This window comes from Dietzia maris (assembly GCF_036287335.1).
Classification (GTDB): domain Bacteria; phylum Actinomycetota; class Actinomycetes; order Mycobacteriales; family Mycobacteriaceae; genus Dietzia; species Dietzia cinnamea.
This window is the reverse complement of record NZ_CP143053.1, coordinates 3,414,264-3,439,464: the sequence shown is the minus strand read 5'-3', so window position 1 is coordinate 3,439,464 and position 25,201 is coordinate 3,414,264. Positions and strand designations below refer to the sequence as shown.

Here is a 25,201-nt window from a genome sequence, read left to right as displayed (position 1 = left end):
GGAAGTGACCGCGGTTCTTGCTGACCTTGCGCAGTTTCTCCAGGCACGAGTCAGTGCAGCCGGAAGCCGGACGGGCCACCTATCCGACGCTGTCCCGGTGTGCCGGTGCTGTGGAACTGGCCGTGGTCTTGTGGTCACGCGGAGCAGTGCCCGGGGCAAGGATCGCTAGCAAGACTGCGGCTGCGGCGGTGAGGATTGCCAACGTAAGTGTGGCCTGACTGCTGCCGTTGACAAATGCCTCTTTGGCGTAGTCGACCAATGGTTGCGCCATTGGTCCGGCTTGTGCGGCGATCTCTAGGGCGGCGGCCAGGGAGTCGGAGACCGGACCGCGGGCAGGTTCGGGTAACTGAGGCAGGGCGGGTTGGATGTGGCGGGTGTATCCGGCGGCCAGCACACTGCCGGCCACTGCGATCCCCATCGCAGCGCCGATCTCGCGGGCCGCATCGTTGACTGCGGCGGCGACCCCGTGTTTGCTCTCCGGAGTTTCGGCGATGATCGCGTAGGTCGCTGGGGCTGTGCATAGTCCGAGCCCTGCGCTCATGATCAACAGCGGCCATAGCAGGTCGAGGTAACGTGCATCGACGGTCATCCGGCTGACCAGCATCAGGCCAACTGCGATGGTCGCCAGACCGGCGACGGTCATCACTCGTAGTCCAAATCGCTGTGACAGTCGGGGGGCGATCACCGAGATCACGATCAGGGGGACCGTCATCGGCACCAATCCCAACGCCGAGGCCAGCGGTCCGTATCCCAGGATCAGTTGCAGGTACTGCACCAGGAGTAGGAATACCCCGAAAGTGACCAAGAATTGGATGGCCACCGACAACGAGCCGGCGCTGAAGCCGCGCTTGGCGAACAACCGAACATCCAACAAGGGGGCCGAGGATCGCAGCTCAATCAGGATAAAAAAGGCTGTCGCCAATATGCCGGCCCCGGCGCTGGCGAGAACGATCGAGTCGGCCCAGCCTCGCGCGGGAAACTCGATCGTGGCGAATACGATTCCCGCAACCGCGACTGCAGCTGCCGCCGCGCCCACCCAGTCCACGGGAGGGTGATCATGCTGGCTGGACTCAGCGATCGTGCATGCCAGCGCGGCCAGTAGGGCTCCCGCTGCGGTCAGTCCGACAAATACCGACACCCACGACCCTGCGTTCCGCAGAATTGGTCGCGGCTAGATGCACGGATAGGCATGCTGGCCTGCGGTGATGCGGGTGTGCGCTGGTGTAGCGCGTGTATCTAGCGTCGTGCGGGGGTGCTGGTCAGGCGGCGGGGGTCAATCCGGTCAGTCGTGTGGGCGCAGCCAGTCCGGTGGCGGTGAACAGGGCGTTTTGTTCGGCGGTGGGGCGGGTGAGGTGTTCGGCGGTGCCGTCGGGGCCGGTGAGGGTGACCTGGTGTAGGCGTTGGGTGTGGCGGCGGATGTGGGCCCAGGTGTGGCCGGTGCGGTTCTCGGCCAGGCGGATCATCAGCAGGGCGAGCCAGCAGAGCTTGACGTGGGAGCGGATGCGGTCCTCGCGGCGGTGGTACACCGGCCGCAGGTCCAGGGTCGATTTCATGTCCCGCCAGCCGCGTTCGACCTCAAGGAGCTGCTTGTAGCACAGGGCGATGTCCTCGGCACTCAGGTGCGGATCCGAGGTGCGCAGCAGGTACTTGCCATCGAGGTTGGCTTCCCGTTCGATGGCCTTGTTGTCGATACGCAGCAACCCACCTGGCGTGGTGCGCAGGTAGCGGTTCAGCCCGGGCATGGTGGAGATCCGCCCTTTGAGTTCAGCCCTCTTGGTCTCGGTGCGCTTGTCGGTGCCGGCGATCATCTTGGAGAGCTTGGTGACGAGTTCGTCGCGGGTGTGGGCATCCCGCTGGGCCTGGGCGGGGTTGAAGCAGACCACGAACCGGTCCGTGGCCCCGGTCGTGGCGGCGATGTTGACCTCTTTGACGTGCAGATTCTGGCGCACCTGCCGGTACTTTCCCGGACGAGACAGGGCCGCCCGGGCCTCGGGGGAGTTGCCGCGCAGCTTCTCGCCGAGGATGTAGCCGTCTCCACCTGCCATGAGTTCATGCCGGTTGGTCTTGGAGGTGAAGCCGCGGTCGGCGGCGTAGATGATCCGTGACAGGGACCAGTCCCGCAGCTCCGAGCGCACCTGCCGGATCAGCGCTGAGTCGGCGGTGTTGCCGGGCCAGCACCACACCCGGATCGGGATGCCGGTGCGGGTCACGGCCATCCCGATCACGATCTGCGGCAGATCATCGCGATGGTCCTTGGACTTGCCGTGCGTGCGAAACCCCACCCCGCCGGAGTCGTCGGCATTGGCGCCGGTGTTATCGGGGTCAACCGGGTGGCCGGCCTCATCACGCAGTACCGCTTCGTCGGGATCGGTTTCGAAGTAGGTGGAGGTGGTGTCGAAGAACAGCAGGTCCACCTCGAGGTTCAGCAGGTCTGCGACCTGGTCGAACACCGCCTTGTCGAACCCGGTGCCGGCGTCGTGGAGCCAGTCCATCGCCCGGTAACAGGAGTCCTCATCGACCTCGCCCGCGGCGTCGGCCAGTCCGGGGATGGCCACATCATGGTTGGCCCAGTCTGCGGCGGCGAGCTTGGAAGAGGGCGCCAGTGCCCGCGAGGCCACCAGGGCGAACACCGTGCGCTCCAACGCCTGAAGGTCACGCTTGCGGCCCCGCCCCGACTGGGCCGCAGAGGTGATCACCGCATCCAGGCCGAGCTGGCGCCAGAGCCCATCCAACAACAGGGCGCCCCCTGCGGGACGGGAGGCGGTCGGCTCCAAACCCGGCCCGCCCGCCTGGTCCGGGTCTTCCTCGCCGAGGTAGCGGCGCACCGAGGACACCAGGCGGCGGAGTCCGGCCTCGTCGACCTGCTCGGCGCGGCCGAACGAGTGCAGCACCTTGGCCACCGAGCGGGCCTTGACCGGGTCCCACTCGTTGTGCGCCAACTGCACATACGACACCTCGCCCGTGCGGGTGCGCCGCTTCGCCGTCCGAATGTACACACCTAGACCCTAACGCATACAGGCCAGTGCACAACAGTCGAAAAACGAAAAGCGTGTATCTAGGAAATCGTGCCCGTATGACTAGCCCAGAATACGTCCGGGCAGGTCACAGAGTTACGGGCACCCCGAAATCACGCCAGAACCGCCGAATTCTGCGGAACGCCGGACGACCAGCGCTCAAGCAGCACCCCGGCGCCGAGGATGCCTAACACTGCTCCGGAGCCGGCGACTCCAGCCCACACACCTACTGCTCGGCCGCGATGAACGGCGGCGAAACCAGCAGTCAGAATCGATAGCGTCGAGGGCATTACCAGTGCAGCGCCCGCCCCGGCAATCGCTCGCGCAGCGATCAACCAGGCCGGGTCAGACAGGAGCAGGGGAAGTGCGGATGCCATGGTGAATATCGCCAGGCCTATTACGAGAACTGCGCGTCTGCCATAGCGGTCACCGATCGCTCCAGCGGGCAGGACCAGGCACGCCAGTACCAGCGTGTAGCCGTCGACGATCCAGGTCAGCTGGGCTTGCGTCGCTCCAGTCTCTACCGCAATCTCCGGTAATGCCGAATACAGCGCGGCCATGGCCGCGACCACCAACGCCACGGCTAGGCACGACACCGTGAGCATCCACCATTCGGCTCGGGTCCACCGGGATGACTCGGTGATGGTCTGTTGGGGTGAGTGCATCGCCGGCCCCTTGCTGTGAGATGGTCGGTCTTGGTCTGAGACAAGTAGTATCACAGTATCCGGCTGGCTGGACAGGTTAGCTTGGACGAGAAGTGACCGTCGGCCGAAGGGGAGAGCGTGAACGACTGGAGTGCTGACCGGCCCGCTACGGACGACGATCAGCTCGATCCGCGACTGCTGCGCTCACGAAAACGATTGCTCGACGCTGCCACGCATCTCCTGAGCACTGGCGGTGTAGAGGCGGTTACCGTCGAGGCGGTCACTCGAATGTCAAAGGTTGCGCGGGCCACGCTCTATCGGCATTTCGGCGGGACCGCCCAGTTGCTTGCGGCGACCTTCGAGCGGCTGTTGCCTCGCGTCGAGGTCTCTGCCGACAGTGGGTCGGTACGCGACCAACTCATCGCGCTTCTCACGGCCCAAGCCGACCTGATTGACCAGGCGCCGCTGAACATTACGACTCTGGCTTGGCTGTCAATCGGATCAGTCGGCGGCGATCCTGCCGATTCGGCCGCGATCACCTCACTGCGTAGTCGAGTCATCGAGGAGTACCGGCAGCCCTTTGACCGCATCCTCACACATCCTGACGTTCGAGCACAGCTCGGCAACGTCGACACCACCTTCGCGATCGTTCAACTCCTGGGTCCCGTCGTGTTCGCTCGCCTTACTGGGCTCTGCACGGTCGACCACGACGGATGCGTGCAACTCGTTGATGATTTTCTTGCTGCCCGCAAGCAGGGAGGCGAACCCATCCAGGCCGAGTTCGGCCACGATCTGAACCGCCCTGGCGCCGTCGGATCTCGCTAAATCGGGGCTTCTTCTTGTCGGATGGGTGTGACCGCTCGATCGCCGAGGTCGCCGGGGAGGTGGCGAGGCAACCCTAGAGCCCGGTCGTTTCGGTGCGAGCGGCGGCGAGCCATCCGCTGCAGTCTGAGTGTGTTAGGGACGTGCTTCGGAAAGCAGGGTTGTGATGATCAGGTAGCGCGAGTATGAGCATCCGATAGCGGCGCCGGTCACCGTGTGCTCGTGTCGGTTCTACGCGTGGCAACCAGGCTGCGCGTGGATCCGAACAGGAGGCACGGGTGACTGACTACCGATTGGTGATGTCGCTACTGCTGCAGGACAGGTCCTACCGAGACATCGAGGCGATCGCGGGCTGCTCACACCGCACGATCGCCAAGGCGAAAAAGGTGTGCCACGAGCACGGGGTGACCGCCACCAGCCAGGTCGAGGCGCTCAGTGGCGAGGAGATCGACGCCTTGTTCACCGATGGGCGCAAGACGCCGTCGAAGGAGTTCGTCGCCTTCGACGTGGCGGCGACCGTGAAGAAGCGCACGGGCAAGAACAAGCTGCCGCTGCGGGTGCTGTGGGCGAACTACCTCGACACTGACGGCACGCCGGGGCAGCGGCATTACAGCTATCAGCGGTTCTGCCAGATCGTCGGCGAGTACGTCGAGGTCAACGAGCTGACGATGAGGATCACGCACGTGCCCGGGCACACGATGCAGGTCGACTGGGCGGGCACGAAGATGGCCATCTTCGATCCCGTCATCGGCACCAAGACCACAGTGTCGGTGTTCGTGGCGTCGCTTCCGTACTCGGGGATGGTCTTCGCCTGCGGCTGCGTGGACGAGAAGATGCCGAACTGGCTCGACGCGCACTTGCAGGCGTTCGAGTACTTCGGCGGCGCGGCGCAGGTGATCGTCCCGGACAACGCCTCGACGGCGTCGAACCAGATCGCCCGCGGTGACCGGGCCCGGGAGGTCAACCGTGAGTACCGGGACTTCCTTGAGTATCACCAGACCGCTGCCGTGCCCACTCGGCCGGTGCGCCCGACGGACAAGGGGCACGTCGAGGCCGGGGTGAAGGTGGTGACGAACTGGGTGATCGGCCGGCTGGCCGATCGGCGGTTCGCTAGCCTGGACGATCTGAATGAGGCGATCGCCGCCGAGGTCGAGGCGATCAACGACCGGACCCCGTTCCGCGGCCAGAAGATCAGCCGACGGGAGCTGTTCACCGAGCACGAGAAGTCGGAGTTGATCGCTCTGCCCGAAGTGCGGTGGCAGCCGGTCATCTGGAAGAAGTCCAAGGTCAACCGGGATTACCACGTGGAGATCGCCACGGTGAAGTACTCGGTGCCCTACACCTTCGCCGGCCAGCACGTCGATGTGAAGATCACCGGTCCCACGCTCACGGTCATGGCTGGCGGGGAGGTCATCGCCTCCCATGCCGTCTCCGGTAGGCGGCACGCCTTCGTCACGGACCCTGACCACGTGCCCGCGCAGCATCTGCAGTCATCGGACCTGTGGTCGCGGGCGTATTTCGTGCGCCAGGCCCACAAGATCGGACCGCACACCGTGGCCGCGATCAGTGAGGTCCTGGATCGTCAGCGGGTCGAGGCGCAGGGCTACCGTTCGTGCCAGAACATCCTCGCCATGGCCCGCGGGGACAACAAGATGCTGCTCGAGCGGGCCTGTGGCCAACTCGTCTCCGAGACCTCCCGCCGGGCGATCAGCTACACCGCCGTCAAACAGCAACTGGCGGCCCTGCGGGCCCAGGCCGCCGCCCGACCCACGACCACGACCTCGGCGGTGGCGGCGACGACTTCACTGGCGCCGCCGCCGGGTCGGCGAGATACCACCGGGGCGCATCTGGCCGGGCCTGAGCAGTTCAGTCTCGCCGCCCTCACCGGACGCCCGAGTACGAGCACCGGCATCGCGGGGAAGGAGGACCTGCAGTGACTGATCGTCATCTCACCGACGCCGACATGCCGCTGTTCACGCAGCTGCGGATGACCGCGTTCGGCCAGACCGTCATTGACCTGGCCAACGATCCCGCCTGCGACGAGTGGACCTTCTCCGAGAAGATCTTCCACGCTCTGGACAAAGAGATCACGGCCAGGCAGGAACGCCGGACCCAGAAACTACTCAAGGCCTCCAGATCGCCAAACCCTGATGCCTGCGTAGAAGAGATCCGCTACCTGCCTGACCGCAACGTCAACCGCGAGCTAATCGCACGACTTTCCAGCTGTCGATGGATCGACGCCACTCGCAATCTCGTCGTGCTCGGCCAGTCCAGCGTGGGCAAGACCTACCTCGCCCAGGCGCTTCTCAATGCCGCGTGCCGAAAGTACTACACCGCGAGGTTCTTCCGGCTCGATGACCTGGCCAACCGGCTCGCCGTTCTGGAGCCGACCTCGCAGCGCAGGCTGGACTTCCTTACCGACCTGCACAACTGCGACCTGCTGGTGCTGGACGATTTCCTGACCACGCCGGTGGCTCCGCACACCGCGGCCGAGCTGCTCAACATCCTGGCCGCTCGGGAAGGGCGGGGCTCGACTCTGGTGACCTCGCAGTTCGATCCGCCCGATTGGTACAAGTCGCTCCAAGACGCGGTCATCGCCGAATCGATCCTCAACCGGATCGTCGCCGGCGCCGAGATCATCGCCCTCGACGGACCCAACATGAGACGACACCTCGCCACGACAACGCCATAGCGGCCAAGCGGTCGGACGGGTGAACTCCGCTATCCGATGCCCGTCCGACCGCTACCCGATCATCAGACCCGCGCTTTCCGAAAGGCGTCCCAAACACTGAGTGCGGCCGGAACTTCTACCGTCCAGTTTTGACTTCCCGATTAGTCAGGCTGCTGCAAGCGATCGCGAAGCTGACTCCAGAGCTTCAGCCAGTTGAAGCTCGAGCGTGGGCAGGAGGCTAACCGCCGAAGCCACACGTTCCAGCCGAGTACGCACATCGACCTCGTGCTCGATCCCGGCTCGGCCGGCCTCCGTCCATGTCTGTGCACAGTGTCTGGCGGCTACGGCGAGATCTTCGGTCGCGAGGTCACCGGTCAAACGTGCCACGTCCGCGCAGCCGTCAGCGAGCAGCTTTCGGAACAGGCCGCCACCGGTGCCGGCCTTCTCGATGAAAGCGCTCAAGCTGAATAAGAGGATCTCGAGTTCGTCAGCCGGTAGATGGGACCAAGTCCGGACATCAGCGGCGAGCTGGGCGACCGCTGCTAAGCCTTCGGAACCGCTCACCGCGGTCGTGAGATCAACGACTCCTGGCGGAGTTGGGTGGCGCATGTTCGCTGCCGATTGACGGAAAGCCGCTGCGGCAACCTGCGCAAGGTCTGGTAACTCATGCGGCCAGGCGATGCGGTACGTGGTGTGACGTGTCGGTTGTGGGAATGACATCGACGACCGTGCTCGAGCGAGAGCGTCGAACGGAACCTTTTGGACCTCGGCACGGTCGTTGTCAACAACGAAGGCGATCCTCTCCGCCTCGTCGTAACCAATTACCACGATATCGTGGCGACTCATTTGGAGCCGAACCCGCAGGTAGGGCAACTCCGCGATGTCGCCCCATATCAGGGCTGGCCTTCCGGCATCGACCTCCTGGCTAATCCACGACCATCCTTCTCGGGGATCGTCGGTCGTGAGCACTTGGACCTGTGCGCCCAGTAGATGGGGGAGATTTACTTCGAAATCGGAGTCTCTCCCTACCAGATAAAGCGGCGGGAAGAGGTCGCTCGAGCGCAAGTAGGACAGGCCAAGTGACCCCCCGAGGGTGAAGACGAGACCTTCATCGGGCGGTTCTTCCCAGCCGAGGCCTTGCCAGTGCAGGAGGTCTCGCATCGCGGCTGAGCCGCAGTGCCCCCCGACCCGATGTGGATAGTTCTCGATGAGCGTCTGGCGAGTCATCAGAGTTCCTTTCTGAACGGCAGGCGGGCACGAACCGGGCTCTCTTGCTGCGCCAGTGGGATGTCAGCGCCGTTCGTCGAGGCTCCGCCGCTGACCGTGCGAGTCTCGCTCGGGACTGGCTTACCCATTGCGCAAGGAATCGGGAGAACCCGTATGGGCGAAATCGGTCCGGACGAAAGGACGCTGCTGTGTGATGACCTGTTTGCTGAGCATGAAATCACGGGGACGATTGATGCAGTCTGCAGCAAGGAGTTCGCCATCACGGAGGTAGAAGCAGCTGAAGTCGCGGTCCCGGGTGGGGTCACCGCTGAGGACGACTTCGTCGTAACCGGTGTTGAGACCGGCGATCTGCAGCTTGAGATCGTATTGATCTGACCAGAACCAGGGCAGCGACACTGCGCTCTTGGACTTCCCGCAAAGGGTAGCCGCGGCGAGTTTCGCCTGATCGGTTGCTCCGGGTACGCACTCCAGCCGGACTCGGCGACCGTATCGAGAGATGTACTTGCTGGCACAGTCTCCGGCGGCAACGATGGCTGGGTCACTGGTTCGGGCGTGCTCGTCGATCACCACACCATCGTTCAGGGTCAAGCCCGCCGCCTCGGCGAGTTCTGTTCTCGGTTCAACACCGATACCCACGATGACCAGATCAGTCGGAATCGACTCGCCAGTAGATAGTGTGACCTCCCGGACGCAATCGTCTCCGACTAATGCTGCGACTTTGGCGCCCGTTCGGATATCGATGCCCTCCTCTCGGTGGATCCGCTCGAAGAACGTTGATACGTCGGGAGCAGTGACCCGCTCGAGGACGCGAGTGGTCGCCTCGAGCACGGTGACTTCCAGGCCCAGTGCCCGTAGTGAGGCGGCCGTCTCAAGTCCGATGTAGCCGCCCCCGACGATCACCACCCGCCGCCCGGGGGCGGCGGACGTGCGGATCAACTCGACGTCTGCGGCGGTACGAAGGTAATGGACCCCGGCGAGATCGGCCCCAGGAACGCGGAGCTGACGAGGGCGGGCTCCCGTGCACAGCGCGAGCTTGTCGTATGTCAGTGTGTCGCCGGTGCTCATAACGATGTGCCCAGCCGAGCGGTCGATCGCCTCCACGTGCGCGTTGAGAAGCTGGATTCGCTGCTTGGAGTAGAAGTCCGAACTGCGGATGGTGATCTCGTCGAGGGTGGTTTTCCCGGCGAGATACGCCTTCGACAGTGGCGGGCGCTGGTAGGGCACCGTGGGCTCCTCGCCGATGAGGACGATCTCACCGCTCCACCCGTCCTGCCGTAGGCTCGCCGCGAGTTGGGCTCCGGCATGGCTGGCACCGATGATGAGGGCTCGCTGCGATGTCATGTGCCGGATTTCGGGGTGAGGCGCACCATCATCTTGCTGATACCCCGCACGAAGTTGGACTGCACGTACTCGGGTTCGCCGACGACCTCGATGTTCTCGAAGCGGGGGAGCAGCTCTTCCCAGAGGATCCGCAGCTGCATTTCGGCCAGTCGGTTGCCCATGCACCGGTGTACGCCGAACCCGAAGGAGATGTGGTTGCGGACGTTGGCCCGGTCGATGATGAAGTCATCGGGCCGCTCGAACACACGCTCGTCGCGGTTGCCTGAGGCGTACCACATCACGACCTTGTCACCCTTACGGATGAACTGACCGTTCAAGATAGTGTCAGTCTTGGCGATTCGGCGCATGTAGGCCAGCGGCGTTTGCCACCGGATTATCTCGGAGACCATGTTGGGGATCAGGTCAGGGTTGGACTTGAGCTTTTCGAACTGGTCTGGGAACCGGTTCAGCGCCAGAACGCCACCACTCATCGAGTTCCGGGTCGTGTCGTTCCCTCCGACGATCAACAGCACAAAGTTGCCCATGAATTCCATCGGGCGGTCGATCAGATCCTTGGTGTTCTCGTTGCTCTGCAGCATGGTGACCAGGTCGAAACCGGGTTCCTCCCCCTCTGCTAACCGAGCCTTCTTGTCGTACCACAGAGAACTCAGACCGCTCGCCATCTCGCGCATTCCGTCGAACGTCTCGTCGAGGTCCGCAGGACCACCGTTCGCTTCCTCGAACGAAGTTGCAATATCTGACCAGTACACGAGTTTGTGACGTTCCTCGTATGGGAAGTCCAAGAGCGTCGCGAGCATTCGAGCTGTCAGTTCGATCGAGACAGCCTGGACCCAATCGAACGGCTGATTCACCGGCAAGTCGTCTAGTACCTCGCGAACCCGAGACCGAATGAGCGTCTCCATCTCGCGCAGGTTCTTCGGCGCCACCACCCCCTGCACAGCTGCTCGCTGCACGTCGTGGCGCGGTGGGTCCATCGCGATGAACATCTCAATATCGAGAAAACGAGGCGGGGCCCCGATCACTATCATCGGCTCGGCGGAGAAGACCTCATGGTTCTTATCGACCGCGATGATGTCTTCATGTCGGGTCACTGACCAGAACGGCCCGAACGCACTGTTGGGCTGAAAGTGGACCGGAGCCTCGTTTCGCAGGCGCTCATAGTAGGACTGCCAGCGGCCTTGGCGATAGAGAAAGGGATTACTGAGGTCGATGTCGGCGAGCTCGACATCCTCGACGGGAGGAATGGGACTCTCTACGAAGAGCTTCTTCCCATTCGTCCTTGTCACCCAGCGCCGAGTCCTGTCGTACAGATGGGCGCCCCGGATCTGAAGATCCATCGGGATGGCCGACCGGATTCTGTCCCCGACTTCTACATGATTGCTTGACACGACTCTTGATCCCTTCGTCGTTACATCTGGAACTCTGGCACCTGGACGACCAGGCCGTCCCAATCCGCGGACGCGGTCATCTGGCACGACAGTCGAGAGGTCGGCAGCCTTTCCGGGTTCATTGCGAGCATTTCCTCTTCACTTGCTCCCGAGAGGCCGACCTGTTCGGACCACTGCGGATCAACGATGACATGACACGTGCCGCACGCGGCTTCGCCTCCGCAGTCAGCGTCAATCCCGGGCACCGCGTTGTTGACGGCGATCCGCATGAGTGACTGCCCCTCCTCTAAGGGCACCACGTGCTTCTCTCCCTCATGTGAGACGAAGGTTACGACTGTCATCGCTGGCTCCTGCATGGTTGTTCGGGTAATAGCTGCTCACAGCATTGCTAACAACGACGACTGCGGCTAGGTTGATTGAGGGCAGAAGCTTGTTAATTTGGCTCAGAAGGCGGGGGCGATGAATCTTGATCGCGAGGGCGTGCCACCGCTCGTGTTCGCGCAGTTACTTGAGAGCCCAGTTCTGGAGCAAGACGCCGTTGCACGGTTTCGCGAGATTATGGATCGTGAGCGAAGCGACGTCGAGTCACTTCTCGCCATCAACGCCCAAGTTCCCCTGCGGTGGATCAGGGAAGCCTTGCCCGACCTCGACGTTGACCAAGCAACGACCCTCGGTTTGGCGTTCGCCCAGCATGCTCATCTGACGTCCTTCGGACCATTAAGCGTCCCACTAGTAAGCGCAGGTTCCGCAGGCGAGATATTGGAATTGCTTGTCTACCTGCCGCTAATAACCCCAGCCCTGAGTGCGCAGTTCTACGCAGGTGGACACGGAGTGTCTGTCGCGCTCAATGGGCAGACGGGCGATCGAGTCCTAGACTCCCTAGTGGTCACCTACTGTGGTGCGGTCCTGCTGAGGCTGCTGAATATACTCGTTGGCGATGCACCAGACATCACACTCTCACTGGGTTGGCCCGCTCCGGAAGGTCTGCCCGTGGATCAGGATCGGTTAGCTGGTCGCCTGGTATTTGACGCTTCACTGTCCATTCTGCATTTTCCCGTTGACGCGGTCAATCACGTCTGCCGGTTCTCTGACCCCGTGGCGTATCGACTCGCTATCAGTGACTTGCAGCGAAGGCTCGACGAGCGGAGTAATATCGCCTCGTATTCGGACAAGGTGAGACGTCTGATAGAGAAGCGTCCCGCAGATTGTGGAAGTCAGTGGATTGCAGACGAACTCTCCATCTCTACGAGCACACTTAAGCGGCGCCTCTCTGAGGAAGGGATGACCTATCGCGGACTGCGCCAGTCGGTCATTCGTGAGTACGCGATTCTTCGTTTACTGGACGGATCTGTGTCCGCGAGCGAGATCGCCACGGACCTCGGATATAGCGACCTCGCCAGCTTTTCACACGCTTTCAAGCACTGGACCGGCCACCCGCCGACGGGGTTCCGTCGTAGGTAGCGCTGCCACTTGGTTGACTCGTACAGGGCAACTGGCAATGCACGGTGCCTTCAGCTTCGCCCTTTCTTTGGGCGTGGCGTTCAATAGCTTCAGGCTCCGCCGACACCCTCGACGTATTCGGGCCTGGTGCTCGCGGCGGTGAGTTTGGCCTAAGTCCTCGAGTTTCTCTGTGACTGCAAAAAGTGTTCAACCTCGACCACGATGAACAGGGCAGTGGCAGTAATAACAGTGCGGCCCTCTGCATCCTCCATCGTGGACTTGAGGTCCAATTTCCGGCCATCGCGAGACCGAACTGCAGCGCGCAGGATGTAGGGGGTGTCGAGTAGTGCTGGCGCAAGATAGTCGAGCTCGAGACGGCGCGTCACGGCGAGCTCGCCGACCGAATACAGCAAGAAGCCGAATAGGTCGTCAATCACGGTCGCTACCGCGCCGCCGTGTGCAATGCCCGGTGCCCCGACGTGGCGCTGGTCGAACTGGTGGTGTGCGACGACGCCGTCTCCGTCACGCCGTACCGAGAGGAAGTGACCATTCGGGTTCTCTGGTCCACAGCCAAGGCAGTTGGGGTGGTGGGGAGGAAGCTCGGAGGAACCGGATTCCATGCGCGTGAACGAGGCCACCCAGTTGTCGATATCGGTACCTATCGGCTCGCCGGCCTTGTCGCGAAATGTGTCCATGTCCAGACCTTCCTGTCGATGAAGTTGTACTGGGTGCGATACCTCGGCTTGTGGCGACGGAGATATCGCCGACACCCGCACGTCCGACCCGTGACCCAACCTTTGACCGGGACGTCCAAGGGGCCCTGAGGCCCGATGCGGGTGGCCTGAGCAACTGGCTGTCGACGGCACGATAGTCAGGTCGACAAGGCCGACTGAGCCGGGACACCTTGTACTGTACGAACATACAGTAAGCGGTACCGACGTATAGTCTAGTTTGGGGTCCGTAGGCTCGACCGCAACTGAAGGGGAACCGCGTGAATCGTTCCGCACCAGGCGCCGCGGGCCAGGATCTCACTGCCAAGGCGCGCATCCGCAACGCCGCACTGGATCTCTACGCCGCCAACGGCGAGGACGGCACTTCGTTGCGAACCGTGGCAACCGCGGCCGGAGTGACGGTGGGTCTCGTGGTCCATCACTACGGCACGAAGGACGGCCTTCGCGAGGCGGTCGAGCGACTGGTCGTAGAGCATTTCGCTACCGCACTTGCCTCGGCGCCCGTGGACATCCCAGGCGCCGACATCGCCCGGATCCGCAACGACGCGGTTGCCGACATGCTGGTCAGGCGTCCCGAGGTGGTGAACTACCTGCGCCGCGCGTTGCTAGATCCCGGCGGTCAGCGAGGTGAGTTACTCGAGCGACTCACCGAGCTGACACACCGGGAAGTGGCGGCTATGCGGGAATCTGGCGCGGCGTCTAGGGTCCGCGCCGATGCTGTTCAGGTGGTCGACGTCATCGTCACTCAGCTGGGCCGTTTGTTCCTCCAGCCGCTCGTGGACTCGATGTGGTCCCATCTCGGGACATACACCCACACCGAAGGCCACGACAAGCCGGAACTGAGTGTTCGCGTCACCGAGACATTGGCACCGCAAGGAACGCCGCAATGACCTTGGTCATGGAAAGTCGCTGGTTTCGAGGCCGGACGATGCCGCGAGCCGCCGAGAATCGTTGCCGCGTGACGGCCACAGTGGACTCCACTTTTAGGGGCAAGAAAACGAGATCCTGTGGCACGCCGTTGACTATCTGTCGCAGGCGAACCCGCCAGACGACGATATACCCGTGTGGGGCAAGAAGGTCGGCTGGGGGCTGATGATCGCGGGCCTGGCGTGGCTGATCGCGGTGCTGGTGGCGTGGCGATTCCGGCAGCTACGAACGTGGTGGCTCGGGGCCCCTCCGGCCCTTTTCGTGGCTGGTGTGGCCGTGGTGCTGGCGATTGGAGCAGCGGTCCCAAAAGGGTTCGATTCCTCTCGCTCAGAGATGGAGAATGCTGTTGCGCAGGCTCGCTCCCATCCGCCGGGTTGGTCGGAGCACTACGGCTTCGACACCCCACGGCAAGTAGGGCACGTGGAGGTCTGGAAGCTCAGCCACCGAGAGGACGGGGTGGTCGTGGTCAGCGATGCCGACTTCGTCCGGCGTTCCGCAGAATTCGGCGGTTCTGGCGTGATTTCGGGGTGCCCGTAACTCTGTGACCTGCCCGGACGTATTCTGGGCTAGTCATACGGGCACGATTTCCTAGATACACGCTTTTCGTTTTTCGACTGTTGTGCACTGGCCTGTATGCGTTAGGGTCTAGGTGTGTACATTCGGACGGCGAAGCGGCGCACCCGCACGGGCGAGGTGTCGTATGTGCAGTTGGCGCACAACGAGTGGGACCCGGTCAAGGCCCGCTCGGTGGCCAAGGTGCTGCACTCGTTCGGCCGCGCCGAGCAGGTCGACGAGGCCGGACTCCGCCGCCTGGTGTCCTCGGTGCGCCGCTACCTCGGCGAGGAAGACCCGGACCAGGCGGGCGGGCCGGGTTTGGAGCCGACCGCCTCCCGTCCCGCAGGGGGCGCCCTGTTGTTGGATGGGCTCTGGCGCCAGCTCGGCCTGGATGCGGTGATCACCTCTGCGGCCCAGTCGGGGCGGGGCCGCAAGCGTGACCTTCAGGCGTTGGAGCGCACGGTGTTCGCCCTGGTGGCCTCGCGGGCACTGGCGCCCTCTTCCAAGCTCGCCGCCGCAGACTGGGCCAACCATGATGTGGCCATCCCCGGACTGGCCGACGCCGCGGGCGAGGTCGATGAGGACTCCTGTTACCGGGCGATGGACTGGCTCCACGACGCCGGCACCGGGTTCGACAAGGCGGTGTTCGACCAGGTCGCAGACCTGCTGAACCTCGAGGTGGACCTGCTGTTCTTCGACACCACCTCCACCTACTTCGAAACCGATCCCGACGAAGCGGTACTGCGTGATGAGGCCGGCCACCCGGTTGACCCCGATAACACCGGCGCCAATGCCGACGACTCCGGCGGGGTGGGGTTTCGCACGCACGGCAAGTCCAAGGACCATCGCGATGATCTGCCGCAGATCGTGATCGGGATGGCCGTGACCCGCACCGGCATCCCGATCCGGGTGTGGTGCTGGCCCGGCAACACCGCCGACTCAGCGCTGATCCGGCAGGTGCGCTCGGAGCTGCGGGACTGGTCCCTGTCACGGATCATCTACGCCGCCGACCGCGGCTTCACCTCCAAGACCAACCGGCATGAACTCATGGCAGGTGGAGACGGCTACATCCTCGGCGAGAAGCTGCGCGGCAACTCCCCCGAGGCCCGGGCGGCCCTGTCTCGTCCGGGAAAGTACCGGCAGGTGCGCCAGAATCTGCACGTCAAAGAGGTCAACATCGCCGCCACGACCGGGGCCACGGACCGGTTCGTGGTCTGCTTCAACCCCGCCCAGGCCCAGCGGGATGCCCACACCCGCGACGAACTCGTCACCAAGCTCTCCAAGATGATCGCCGGCACCGACAAGCGCACCGAGACCAAGAGGGCTGAACTCAAAGGGCGGATCTCCACCATGCCCGGGCTGAACCGCTACCTGCGCACCACGCCAGGTGGGTTGCTGCGTATCGACAACAAGGCCATCGAACGGGAAGCCAACCTCGATGGCAAGTACCTGCTGCGCACCTCGGATCCGCACCTGAGTGCCGAGGACATCGCCCTGTGCTACAAGCAGCTCCTTGAGGTCGAACGCGGCTGGCGGGACATGAAATCGACCCTGGACCTGCGGCCGGTGTACCACCGCCGCGAGGACCGCATCCGCTCCCACGTCAAGCTCTGCTGGCTCGCCCTGCTGATGATCCGCCTGGCCGAGAACCGCACCGGCCACACCTGGGCCCACATCCGCCGCCACACCCAACGCCTACACCAGGTCACCCTCACCGGCCCCGACGGCACCGCCGAACACCTCACCCGCCCCACCGCCGAACAAAACGCCCTGTTCACCGCCACCGGACTGGCTGCGCCCACACGACTGACCGGATTGACCCCCGCCGCCTGACCAGCACCCCCGCACGACGCTAGATACACGCGCTACACCAGCGCACACCCGCATCACCGCAGGCCAGCATGCCTATCCGTGCATCTAGCCGCGACCAATTCTGCGGAACGCAGGTTCGTCTTCGGATTTCACATGCGCGGGTGGGCACATTCCCTATAGGGGCCTCCCACGTTCGAACCTGGAGTAAAAGATCTGCAGGTAGAGCACCTCGGAGGGCCGTGGTACTCCTACAGCTACGTGCTGTAGCCGCCGTCCGGAGCGGGCCGAACGAAATTCGTGCCGGTTCGCGGACGAGAGGAGTGGCGACCTTCCAGACGTGACTCAGCCTGGTCGGGTTGACATAAAACCTGGATATCGGCGGGTGGCCCAGCCTGGTCGATTGTCGTGCGACCGACCAGGCCGGGCAATGATCGTTAGCTGATCGCGGACAGGAGTTCGGTGCAGGCCTGTTCGCATTTGCGGCAGGCTTCGGCGCAGACTCGACAATGCTCATGCATGTCCTCGTGCTTCCTACACTCGGTAGCACATTCTGCGCATGCTGTCCGGCATGCCTCGAGCGCGGTCTTGACCGTGGCGAGGTTCTGCCCAGTGCGACGGCTGAGGATATTGCCGGTGGTTGCGCAGAGATCGGCGCAGTCAAGGTTGAGGCGAATGCAGTTCCGTAGGTCTGCGACCATCTCTTCGGCCAGGCAGGCATCAGCGCACGAGGTGCAAGTCTGTGCGCATTCGAAACACGCAGCGATGCAGTCGGCAAGCTTCTGCACGTCTATGCCGGAAGCGTCGTTGGGGTGGGTTTCGATCATTGAAGTGATGTGAGACATCGATGTGCTCCCTTCTTCTCCGAGTCGTCGCTGGAGGCGCCCAGCTGACGCCGACGCTACTGATGCGCAGTGCTGGCTACAGTCCCTCGGGCCGACCTTCGCAGAATCTTTGTAATAGCAAGCGTCCAGTACCCGTTGTAGCTGCTTTTGGCAGGGGGGCGGATCATTGTTCCGAGCGGTGACGCACGGTGAGCCACTGCGCTGCGATGATGACTAGGGCCACGATGGCGGTGATGCCCAGCGTGAGCGGGTCTGATTGCGCCTTGAGGAGGAGGAAGGGTACGAGCACTGCGACGTCGAGGACGATCGCGACCCACGGGATCCACGCCTTGGCATTGACGTCGTCCTTGAGGCGTCGGACGATCCCGTAATGGATGGCGATGTCCATTGCCAGGTACAAGATCGCCCCCAGGGAGGCGATCTGTGACAGGTCGAAGAAGGCTGCCATGAGGATCGCCAGGCCGGCTGTGATGTAGAGCGACTGGTGTCCGCCAGCCCCGGGTAGTCCCGGCACCTGGCCCATGTCGCGGAGCATGTCGTAGAGCTTGGAGACAGAGAACAAGCTCGCGATGAGTCCTGACAGCGTCGCCACCACCGCGATGATCACGGTCAGCGTGACGCCCCAGGATCCGAACATCGGCTTGGCAGCCTCGGCGAGGGCGTAGTCGCGGGCCCCGATGACCTGCGGAACGGTCAGGCTGGCGGTTACTGCGACGGTGATCAACAGGTAGAGGACGGTGCACAGGGCGATGGAGATCATGATGGAGCGGCCGATGTTGCGCTCCGGGTCCCGTAGGTCCGCGCCCTGGTTGGTGATCGTGGTGAAGCCCTTGTAGGCCAGGATGCACAGGGTCACCCCGGCCAGAAAGCCCATCCAGCCGTGCTCCGGTGGGGTGCGTTCGGCGACGGTGAACAGTCGGCCCAGCGAGGACACGCCCGCGGCCAGGATGCCGGCGATCGCCAGCACCGCGATGCCCACGATCTTGAGCGCCGCGGTGGCGGTGGCTGACCGCTCGACCCACTGGTTGCCCACCAGGTTGACCAGCGCGGCGGCGGCGATGGCGAACACTGCCAGCACCGGCACCCACAGGGAGGAGTCCTGCATGCCGAACGGCCGCAGCACGTAGGTGCCGAAGGTCCGCCCCAGCAGGGACTCGGCGAGGATCATCGACACGTACATGAACAGGGAGAACGTGCCGGCCGCCACCCCGGGCCCGTAGGCGGCTTTGAGCAGCATCGCGATCCCGCCCGAGGACGGGTTGGTGGCCGAGTACCGGATGTAGGAGTAGGAACTGAACGCCACCACCACCGCGCCGGCGAGGAACGCCCACGGCACCCAGCCGCCGGCCAATTCCGCGACCTGGCCCACCAGGGCGAAGATGCCGGCTCCGATCATTACCCCGGTTCCCAGCGCGACGGATCCGGTGAGAGTGAGCTTGTCTTGGGACTGTGTGCTGTGGTCCATTGAGTATTTGAGGGTTTGGGAGCCACTGGATATTGAGGTTGGGAGCCACCGTTATTGACTTTGAGAGCCGGTGGCCGATGGGGTGGGAGCCACCGGCTCTCTCGGGCCGCTCCTACCGGTTAGTTCACGGCGGTGTGTTCTCGCATGTTGAAGGTGCCGGTTTCGATCCAGAGGGTGTTGTGGACGATGCGGTCCATGATGGCGTCGGCGTGAACCCCGGAGCCGAGGCGCTGGTGCCAGTCTTTCTGGGCGTACTGGGTGCAGAACACGGTGGAGGCGTGTCCGTAGCGGCGCTCGAGGAGTTCGAGCAGCATGCTGCGCATGCCCTCGTCGGGCGGGTCGAGTAGCCATTCGTCGAGTACGAGCAGCGTGAAGGCGGCGTACTTTTTCAGGAACGTCGTCTTGCCGTTCGGCTTGTCTTGCGCCAGCGCCCACGTCTCGGCCAGGTCCGGCATCCGAATGTAGTGCGCCCGGATTCGGTGGGTGCAGGCTTGCTTGGCCAGGGCGCACCCGAGGTAGGACTTGCCGGAGCCGGTGAAGCCCTGGAAGACGACGTTCTGGTGCCGGTCGATGAACGAGCCCGTGCCCAGTTGGGCGATCACGCCCTGGTCCAGGCCGCGCTCGTGGAGCATGTCCAGCCGCCTGAGGTCGGCGTTGGGATAGCGCAGGCCGGCTCGCCGGATCAGGCCCTCGACTTTGGCGTGGGTGAACGTGGAGTGGGCCTCGTCGACGACGATCTTGACCTGGTCTTCGAATCCCATGCCGAGCATGAGGGTTTCATCGCGGGCCTCGAACGCCTCCAGCAGCGCGGTGGCGCCCATCTCGCGCAGCTTGCGGCGGGTCTCTGGGTCGAGCCGGGTCATCGGGCACCTCCTGCGGCGTAGTAGTCGGCTCCACGCACGTAGCCGCCGGCCTCCGCGGGCGGATCCCCGGCCGGTGGGGTGGGTTTGTCCTGCCCGGTTTCCAGGATCGGGCGCAGGTGGGCGTACCGCGGGGAGCGGATCGGCCCGGCCAACGCGATCCGGCACGCGGCCTCGACCCGCTCCGCTGAATAGCGGCGGGTCAACCGCAAGACGGCCAGAGCGGGGTTGATGCCCTGCTCGGCGACGGGCACCGATTCGAAGATCCGATCGGTGACGACCAGCGCCGAGGGGCCGACTCGTTCGGCCCATTCACGGACTCTGCTTTGGTCCCACTGCCGGTACTTCGGCCCGTCCGGCAGATCGGCATCGCTCGTGCGGTATTCGTTGACCACGGTCTCGGGCAGCAGCACGTGGCTCGATAGCCGCTGGTGTCCGCGGTGCACTTCCAGCATCGACTCGGTGATGCGCAGGTCGACCTTGGCGCCCACGTGCGGGTACGGCACGGAGTAGTAGTTGCGGGCGAACGACACGTGGCCGTTGCGTCCGACCTTTCGGCCGTAGAACCAGCGGCTGATCTCGTACCCGGTGGCCGGCAGCGGCCGCAGCAGCTCCTTCTCCTCGGAGGTGAACACACTGGTCCGCGAGCCAGCTCGCTTCTGGAACGGCTCGGCGTTGTACGCCTCGAGCTGGTCGGCGATCGCCGACTTGAGCTCCGGAAGCGTCGCGAACTGCCGCGTCCGGAGGGCGGCGATGACCCAGGTGGCCACGTGCGCGACGGTGTTCTCCACGCTCGGCTTGTCCTTGGGTTTGCGCACCCGGCCCGGCAGGACCGCGGCCGAGTAGTGCGCCGCCATCTCCCGGTAGGCGTCATTGAGGACGATCTCGCCCTCACGGGGATGGGTGATCACGCCGGTCTTGAGATTGTCCGGCACGATCCGCGGGACCGAGCCGCCGAAGAACTCGAACATCCCCACGTGAGCGCGCAGCCAGGTGTCCTGCTTCATGTCCAGGGTGGGTTCGACGAAGGCGTAGCGGGAGAACGGCAGGCACCCAACGAACAGATACACCCGCCTCGCCTCGCCAGTGACGGGATCGGTCAGGTGCATCGTCGGGCCAGACCAGTCCACTTCGACGGTCTGCCCAGCCTTGTGCCCGACCCGAGAGGCCAACCCGGCGACCTGCACGTGCTGCTGGTACTGCTTGCAGAACCGGTCGTAGCCCATCGCCGGGGAGCCCGAACTGGCGCAGAGGTCGGTGTACTCGCCGTGCAGGAGCTTCATCGTCACGCCGACCCGGGCCATCTCCCGATGCACCTCGGCCCAGTCGGGCTCGGCGAACACGCTGTCGTGCTCACCCCGTCCGGGGAACAACAGCGAGTACACCTCGCCGTCCGGTAGGTCTGCGACGTCGTCCCAGCTGAGCTCGGCGGCATCGGCGGCCTCCAGTACTGCCGCGACGCTGTTGCGCGAGATCTGCTGCGAGGCCGCGATCGCCCGCCCGGACAGGCCTTCGGCCCGTAACTGCAAGACGAGTTTCGCCTTGATCTTCCTTACCATTGGGAACCGCTCCTTCCGCCAGGTGCCCGTTACACCCAGCGGGAGGAGCCTAAGAAGGTGGCTCTGAAGCCGAATAACGGTGGCTCCGACGGCGTCCAACGCGTCAAGCCGCCGCTGGCTCCCAGGCCCGATATGACTGGCCCTCAGAAGAGCGAATACTCAGTCCATGCTGACCGCACTACCTTCCTGCCGGTGGGTGGCCGCGTCGGTGGCGATATCGGCGCGAGTGGGGATGTCAGGCGAGTTGCATAGTGGTCAGGCAGGTGAGGTCGTCGTCGCCCGTGGAGATCGGAGCGGTGGCCGTTCTGCCGTCGTGGTCGATGGTGAGCGTGGCCGTGATGCCTCGCGGTAGCCAGAGCCCGAGGAAGCCGTTGTCGTAGGTGGTGCGCGGTTCGTCGATGAGGGTGTCACCGGAGGCGTTATCGGTGACTGTGACGTGCACCTGTTCGTTGGCGATCTCGCCGAGGCAAGTGGTCAGGCTGTGGAATCGGCAGGGGTGGGTGCTCGTGTAATACGGAGCCACTGACAGATAGAACTGGTCCTCTGGAATAGGAATCGTCTCGAGGCTCTCATCGCCACTGGTCAAGACCAGCTCTGTCGGCTGCACCGAGGCGATCAGATCGTTCGGCCTGTCGGCCACCGGCATGGTGTCGAGCGTGTTGATGATCTGGGGTGCGTCGAGGCCGGCGAGGTCGTAGTGCTCCAACGACGCGGGAGGCCAGTTGGGTACTGCATTTTCGGCGGGCCCGGGCGAGCAGCCGGTCAGGGTCAGGGCAGCGGCGGCAACGAGCGCGATCGCGGCTCGTCTCCGAGTGGAGTGGGTGGTGTTCATCGGATTCATCCTCGTTGCATCGCTGTGGTGACGGTGTCCGGGCGGAGGTCGAGACGGCGCAGCAGCTGCGCGTTGAGAGCAACGACGACGGTGGAGGCGGACATGAGGATGGCGCCGACGCCCATGGGCAGTACGAATCCGATCGGGGCCAGGACACCTGCGGCCAGGGGCACGGCGGCGAGGTTGTAGCCGGCGGCCCACCACAGGTTCTGCTTCATCTTGCGGTAGCTCGCCCGGGAGAGTTCGATGACCGAGAGCACAGAGCGGGGATCCGATGAGGCCAGGATGACGCCGGCGGAGCCGATCGCCACGTCGGTCCCGGCGCCGATGGCGATGCCGACGTCGGCTTGGGCCAGTGCGGGCGCGTCGTTGACCCCGTCGCCGACCATGGCGACCTTCTTGCCTTCGGACTGCAGTTCGGCGACTTTGGCGGCCTTGTCTTCTGGCCGGACCCCGGCGAAGACCCGGTCGATGCCGAGTTCGGCGGCGACGGTGTCGGCCACGGCGCGAGCATCGCCGGTGATCATGACGACTTGGGCTCCGGCGGCATGCAGGGCGTCGACGGCGTCCCGGGATTCCGGCCGGATCTCGTCGGCCAGCCGCAGCGCGCCGATCACCCGGCCCTCGGCGAGGATGTGCAGGATGATCGCGCCCTCGCCTCGCCACTGGTCGGCGATGGGGAGTTCATTGCGTCCGTGCTGATCGAGCAGGTGGGGGCCGCCGACTTCGACCACGGTGCCGTTCACCGTGGCCTTGACGCCCACGGCCGGGGAGGAGGAGAAGTCGGTCGCCTTCGACACGGTCAGGTCGCGGGTCTGTGCGGCCCCGACCACGGCTCTGGCCAGCGGGTGCTCACTGTCGGACTCGGCGGCTGCAGCCAGGGCAAGCACCTCGTTGGCGGTGTGCCCGTCTATTGATTCGATTCCGGTGACGGTGGGTTCGCCCTTGGTCAGGGTGCCGGTCTTGTCGAACAGGACGGCGTCGACGGTGCGCATCGACTCGAGCGCGAGGCGGTCCTTGATCAGTACGCCGCCGCGGGCGGCGCGTTCGGTGGCGATGGAGACCACCAGCGGGATCGCCAATCCCAGCGCGTGGGGGCAGGCGATGACCAGCACGGTGATCGTGCGCACCACACCCGCGTCCGGCAACCCGAGAGCGCTCCAGATGATCGCGGTGATCACGGCCGATGCGAGGGCGAACCAGAACAACCAGCCGGCCGCGGTGTCGGCGATGCGCTGGGCCCGCGAGGAGGATGCCTGTGCGTCGGCCACCAGCTTCTGAATTCCGGCCAGAGCGGTGTCGTCCCCTGTCGCCGAGACCTTCACGCGCAGGCCGGAGTCAGTGGCCACGGTGCCTGCGACGACCTGCTCGCCGATGCCGCGGCGGACCGCCTTGGATTCGCCGGTGACCATGGATTCGTCCATGCTGGCCGAGCCGTCGATGATCGTGCCGTCGGCGGGCACAGAAGCACCGGGGCGGACGATCACCACGTCGCCGACCACCAGGTCGGCCGGGGAGACGATGACGACGTCGTCATCGTCGACCTTCTCGGCCTCATCCGGCAGCAGCGCCGCCAGGGAGTCGAGCGCGGAGGTGGTCTGCGCCAGGGAGCGCATCTCGATCCAGTGGCCCAGCAGCATGATCACCACCAGCAGGGCCAGTTCCCACCAGAAGTTCAGCTCATGATCCAGGATGCGCAGGGTAGCGCCCCAGGAGGCGATGAACGCCACCGTGATCGCCAGGCCGATCAGGAGCATCATGCCGGGCTGGCGAGCGCGGAGCTCGGACAGCGCGCCGGTCAGGAACGGCCGACCGCCCCAGAGATAAATCACCGTGCCCAGGGCGGGGGAGACCCACCACACCCAGCCGGCCTCCGGCAGCTGGTAGCCGATGAGGTCGGCGAACATGTCATTGAAGCCGACCACCGGCACTGCCAAAACGAGCATGATCCAGAACAGCCGCCGGAACTGCCCGACGTGGTCTGCGTGCCCCGCATGACCGCCGTGGTCTTCATGACCGGAGTGATGCTGTCCGGTGTGGCCGTGGCCCGCCGCGTCGTCAGCTGCGCCCGGGTGATGATGTTCGGCTACCGAGGTGGCCATCTCGTCGGGGCGGCCGGCCGAACCGTCACCGGGTCCGCCGCGGCGATCATGGTGGTGGTGATCGTGTGGCTGACTCATTTGGCTACTTTCGTGTGAGCGCCGGCGGCCACGGCGGCGTCATCGTCAGCCTGCGGACGGCCGGTGGCGGCGATTCGTTCTAGGTCCGTGGGCGTGGAGCAGCACGAACACGCTTCCTTGACGGCCGTGAGCGGGAGCGCAGAGCGCGTTGTGGAGAACATGGATTTTCCTCTCCGCGTGGTGTGGTGTCTCGGGTGTCGTTCCGGGCCGGTGTGGCCCATGGCGATCGGGTGGTTAGAGCGAGGTGAGCAGGTCGCGCATGGTGTCGATCTCCTGCTGCTGGGTGTCGATGATGGTCTGGGCCAACTCGACCGCAGGCTGGTAGCGGCCACCTTCGACCTCCTCCTCGGCCATGGCGATGGCGCCCTGGTGATGGGCGATCATCTGCTCCAAAAACATCCGGGCGGCGTCGGCTCCCTGTGCGTCGGACAGCTGTTCTAGTTCGTCGTCGGAGAGCATTCCCTCCATCATGGACATGTCGTGACCGCCGTGACCATCCTGCGGTTCGGTCGCCTCGCCCCACTGCTCCAGCCAGTCGGTCAGCTGCGCGATCTCGGGGCCCTGGGCAGCCTTGATCTCCTCGGCGAGCGCCGCGACGTCGGCGGGGATGTCGTCCTTGGCCAGGATGATGTCGCTCATCTCGATCGCCTGCTGGTGGTGCGGGAGCATCATCTGCGCGAACATCACGTCGGCCTGCGAATGCTCCTCGTCCTGGCCAGAGGCAACGGTGCCGGCCACGGATGTGGTGGCGCCGGCCACGGTGGTGGGCGCGGCGGGCGAGGCTTCGGTGCTGTCGGTGCTGTCGGTGCAGGCGGACAGCGTCAGGGCAACGGCGGTCAGGGCTGCGGGCAGGAGCAGAGTGGTGCGGGTCATCGTGGTCGATGTCCTTTC

At 64.5% G+C, this 25,201-nt stretch carries 21 protein-coding genes and 2 pseudogenes; 8 read left to right on the top strand and 15 right to left on the bottom strand.

Annotated elements, in window-relative coordinates; genetic code table 11:
* Positions 1 to 79: 79 nt before the first annotated feature.
* From VYL96_RS16035 to VYL96_RS16025, 3 genes and pseudogenes are all read right to left on the bottom strand, one after another.
* Positions 80 to 1,144 (bottom strand): annotated as a pseudogene (locus VYL96_RS16035) (MFS transporter); the annotation flags it as partial.
* 115 nt (positions 1,145 to 1,259) lie between these two features.
* The gene (locus VYL96_RS16030; RefSeq protein WP_207913617.1) at positions 1,260 to 2,996 is read right to left on the bottom strand and encodes an IS1634 family transposase; all 1,737 of its coding nucleotides are present in this window, start codon (positions 2,994 to 2,996) and stop codon (positions 1,260 to 1,262) included.
* A gap of 167 nt (positions 2,997 to 3,163) precedes the next feature.
* Positions 3,164 to 3,679: pseudogene (locus VYL96_RS16025) on the bottom strand (MFS transporter); the annotation flags it as partial.
* Positions 3,680 to 3,796: 117 nt separating this feature from the next.
* On the opposite strand from VYL96_RS16025, the gene VYL96_RS16020 reads away from it, so the two are divergent.
* The 3 genes from VYL96_RS16020 to VYL96_RS16010 all read left to right on the top strand — a co-directional run bounded on the left by VYL96_RS16020 (position 3,797) and on the right by VYL96_RS16010 (position 7,172).
* The gene (locus VYL96_RS16020; protein ID WP_120283053.1) at positions 3,797 to 4,483 is read left to right on the top strand and encodes a TetR/AcrR family transcriptional regulator; all 687 of its coding nucleotides are present in this window, start codon (positions 3,797 to 3,799) and stop codon (positions 4,481 to 4,483) included.
* A 275-nt stretch (positions 4,484 to 4,758) separates the two neighbouring features.
* Positions 4,759 to 6,417, top strand: a complete 1,659-nt coding sequence (gene istA / locus VYL96_RS16015) for an IS21 family transposase (RefSeq protein WP_243699834.1) — start codon at positions 4,759 to 4,761, stop codon at positions 6,415 to 6,417.
* On the top strand, positions 6,414 to 7,172 hold the full coding sequence (locus VYL96_RS16010; protein WP_131886667.1) for an ATP-binding protein: 759 nt from the start codon (positions 6,414 to 6,416) through the stop codon (positions 7,170 to 7,172). The genes istA (VYL96_RS16015) and VYL96_RS16010 overlap by 4 nt, the downstream gene beginning before the upstream one ends.
* A gap of 144 nt (positions 7,173 to 7,316) precedes the next feature.
* Here VYL96_RS16010 and VYL96_RS16005 read toward each other — a convergent pair whose 3' ends face one another.
* The 4 genes from VYL96_RS16005 to VYL96_RS15990 all read right to left on the bottom strand — a co-directional run bounded on the left by VYL96_RS16005 (position 7,317) and on the right by VYL96_RS15990 (position 11,448).
* Complete coding sequence (locus VYL96_RS16005) at positions 7,317 to 8,378, bottom strand: BtrH N-terminal domain-containing protein (RefSeq protein ID WP_063972865.1); 1,062 nt, start codon at positions 8,376 to 8,378, stop codon at positions 7,317 to 7,319.
* 120 nt (positions 8,379 to 8,498) lie between these two features.
* The gene (locus tag VYL96_RS16000; RefSeq protein ID WP_120283051.1) at positions 8,499 to 9,719 is read right to left on the bottom strand and encodes an NAD(P)/FAD-dependent oxidoreductase; all 1,221 of its coding nucleotides are present in this window, start codon (positions 9,717 to 9,719) and stop codon (positions 8,499 to 8,501) included.
* The gene (locus VYL96_RS15995; protein WP_067718083.1) at positions 9,716 to 11,056 is read right to left on the bottom strand and encodes a cytochrome P450; all 1,341 of its coding nucleotides are present in this window, start codon (positions 11,054 to 11,056) and stop codon (positions 9,716 to 9,718) included. The genes VYL96_RS16000 and VYL96_RS15995 overlap by 4 nt, the downstream gene beginning before the upstream one ends.
* 71 nt (positions 11,057 to 11,127) lie before the next feature.
* Positions 11,128 to 11,448 (bottom strand): 2Fe-2S iron-sulfur cluster-binding protein, encoded by a 321-nt coding sequence (locus tag VYL96_RS15990; RefSeq protein ID WP_067718080.1) that lies wholly within the window; start codon positions 11,446 to 11,448, stop codon positions 11,128 to 11,130.
* A 118-nt stretch (positions 11,449 to 11,566) separates the two neighbouring features.
* Between VYL96_RS15990 and VYL96_RS15985 the strand changes: the two genes are divergently transcribed.
* Positions 11,567 to 12,568: a helix-turn-helix domain-containing protein gene (locus tag VYL96_RS15985; RefSeq protein ID WP_329438239.1), complete on the top strand. Its 1,002-nt coding sequence runs from the start codon at positions 11,567 to 11,569 to the stop codon at positions 12,566 to 12,568.
* Between the two features lie 149 nt (positions 12,569 to 12,717).
* Here VYL96_RS15985 and VYL96_RS15980 read toward each other — a convergent pair whose 3' ends face one another.
* Positions 12,718 to 13,242: a PaaI family thioesterase gene (locus VYL96_RS15980; RefSeq protein WP_120283049.1), complete on the bottom strand. Its 525-nt coding sequence runs from the start codon at positions 13,240 to 13,242 to the stop codon at positions 12,718 to 12,720.
* Between the two features lie 296 nt (positions 13,243 to 13,538).
* Here VYL96_RS15980 and VYL96_RS15975 point away from each other — a divergent pair, with 296 nt between their 5' ends.
* The 3 genes from VYL96_RS15975 (at position 13,539) to VYL96_RS15965 (ending at position 16,593) form a co-directional block, all read left to right on the top strand.
* Complete coding sequence (locus VYL96_RS15975; RefSeq protein WP_120283047.1) at positions 13,539 to 14,168, top strand: TetR/AcrR family transcriptional regulator; 630 nt, start codon at positions 13,539 to 13,541, stop codon at positions 14,166 to 14,168.
* A 172-nt stretch (positions 14,169 to 14,340) separates the two neighbouring features.
* A complete protein-coding gene (locus VYL96_RS15970; protein WP_131886708.1) occupies positions 14,341 to 14,742 on the top strand; it encodes a hypothetical protein in 402 nt (133 codons plus the stop codon).
* A 114-nt stretch (positions 14,743 to 14,856) separates the two neighbouring features.
* Complete coding sequence (locus VYL96_RS15965) at positions 14,857 to 16,593, top strand: IS1634 family transposase (RefSeq protein WP_207913617.1); 1,737 nt, start codon at positions 14,857 to 14,859, stop codon at positions 16,591 to 16,593.
* 413 nt (positions 16,594 to 17,006) lie between these two features.
* Here the strand turns inward: VYL96_RS15965 and VYL96_RS15960 are convergent, their stop codons facing one another.
* The 6 genes from VYL96_RS15960 to VYL96_RS15935 all read right to left on the bottom strand — a co-directional run bounded on the left by VYL96_RS15960 (position 17,007) and on the right by VYL96_RS15935 (position 24,076).
* Entirely contained in the window at positions 17,007 to 17,396 is a 390-nt protein-coding gene (locus VYL96_RS15960) for a four-helix bundle copper-binding protein (RefSeq protein ID WP_243699844.1), read from the bottom strand.
* A 181-nt stretch (positions 17,397 to 17,577) separates the two neighbouring features.
* Complete coding sequence (locus tag VYL96_RS15955) at positions 17,578 to 18,879, bottom strand: APC family permease (protein ID WP_131886704.1); 1,302 nt, start codon at positions 18,877 to 18,879, stop codon at positions 17,578 to 17,580.
* A 119-nt stretch (positions 18,880 to 18,998) separates the two neighbouring features.
* Positions 18,999 to 19,742: an ATP-binding protein gene (locus VYL96_RS15950; RefSeq protein ID WP_131886703.1), complete on the bottom strand. Its 744-nt coding sequence runs from the start codon at positions 19,740 to 19,742 to the stop codon at positions 18,999 to 19,001.
* Positions 19,739 to 21,298: an IS21 family transposase gene (gene istA / locus VYL96_RS15945; protein ID WP_131886702.1), complete on the bottom strand. Its 1,560-nt coding sequence runs from the start codon at positions 21,296 to 21,298 to the stop codon at positions 19,739 to 19,741. The genes VYL96_RS15950 and istA (VYL96_RS15945) overlap by 4 nt, the downstream gene beginning before the upstream one ends.
* Before the next feature lie 235 nt (positions 21,299 to 21,533).
* On the bottom strand, positions 21,534 to 22,130 hold the full coding sequence (locus VYL96_RS15940) for a CueP family metal-binding protein (RefSeq protein WP_206473584.1): 597 nt from the start codon (positions 22,128 to 22,130) through the stop codon (positions 21,534 to 21,536).
* Between the two features lie 5 nt (positions 22,131 to 22,135).
* A complete protein-coding gene (locus VYL96_RS15935) occupies positions 22,136 to 24,076 on the bottom strand; it encodes a heavy metal translocating P-type ATPase (RefSeq protein ID WP_096905717.1) in 1,941 nt (646 codons plus the stop codon).
* A gap of 39 nt (positions 24,077 to 24,115) precedes the next feature.
* Here VYL96_RS15935 and VYL96_RS15930 point away from each other — a divergent pair, with 39 nt between their 5' ends.
* Positions 24,116 to 24,328, top strand: coding sequence for a hypothetical protein (locus VYL96_RS15930; protein WP_143337690.1), 213 nt, complete (start codon positions 24,116 to 24,118; stop codon positions 24,326 to 24,328).
* Positions 24,329 to 24,544: 216 nt separating this feature from the next.
* Here VYL96_RS15930 and VYL96_RS15925 read toward each other — a convergent pair whose 3' ends face one another.
* A complete protein-coding gene (locus tag VYL96_RS15925) occupies positions 24,545 to 25,183 on the bottom strand; it encodes a DUF305 domain-containing protein (protein WP_120285756.1) in 639 nt (212 codons plus the stop codon).
* Positions 25,184 to 25,201: the final 18 nt, after the last annotated feature.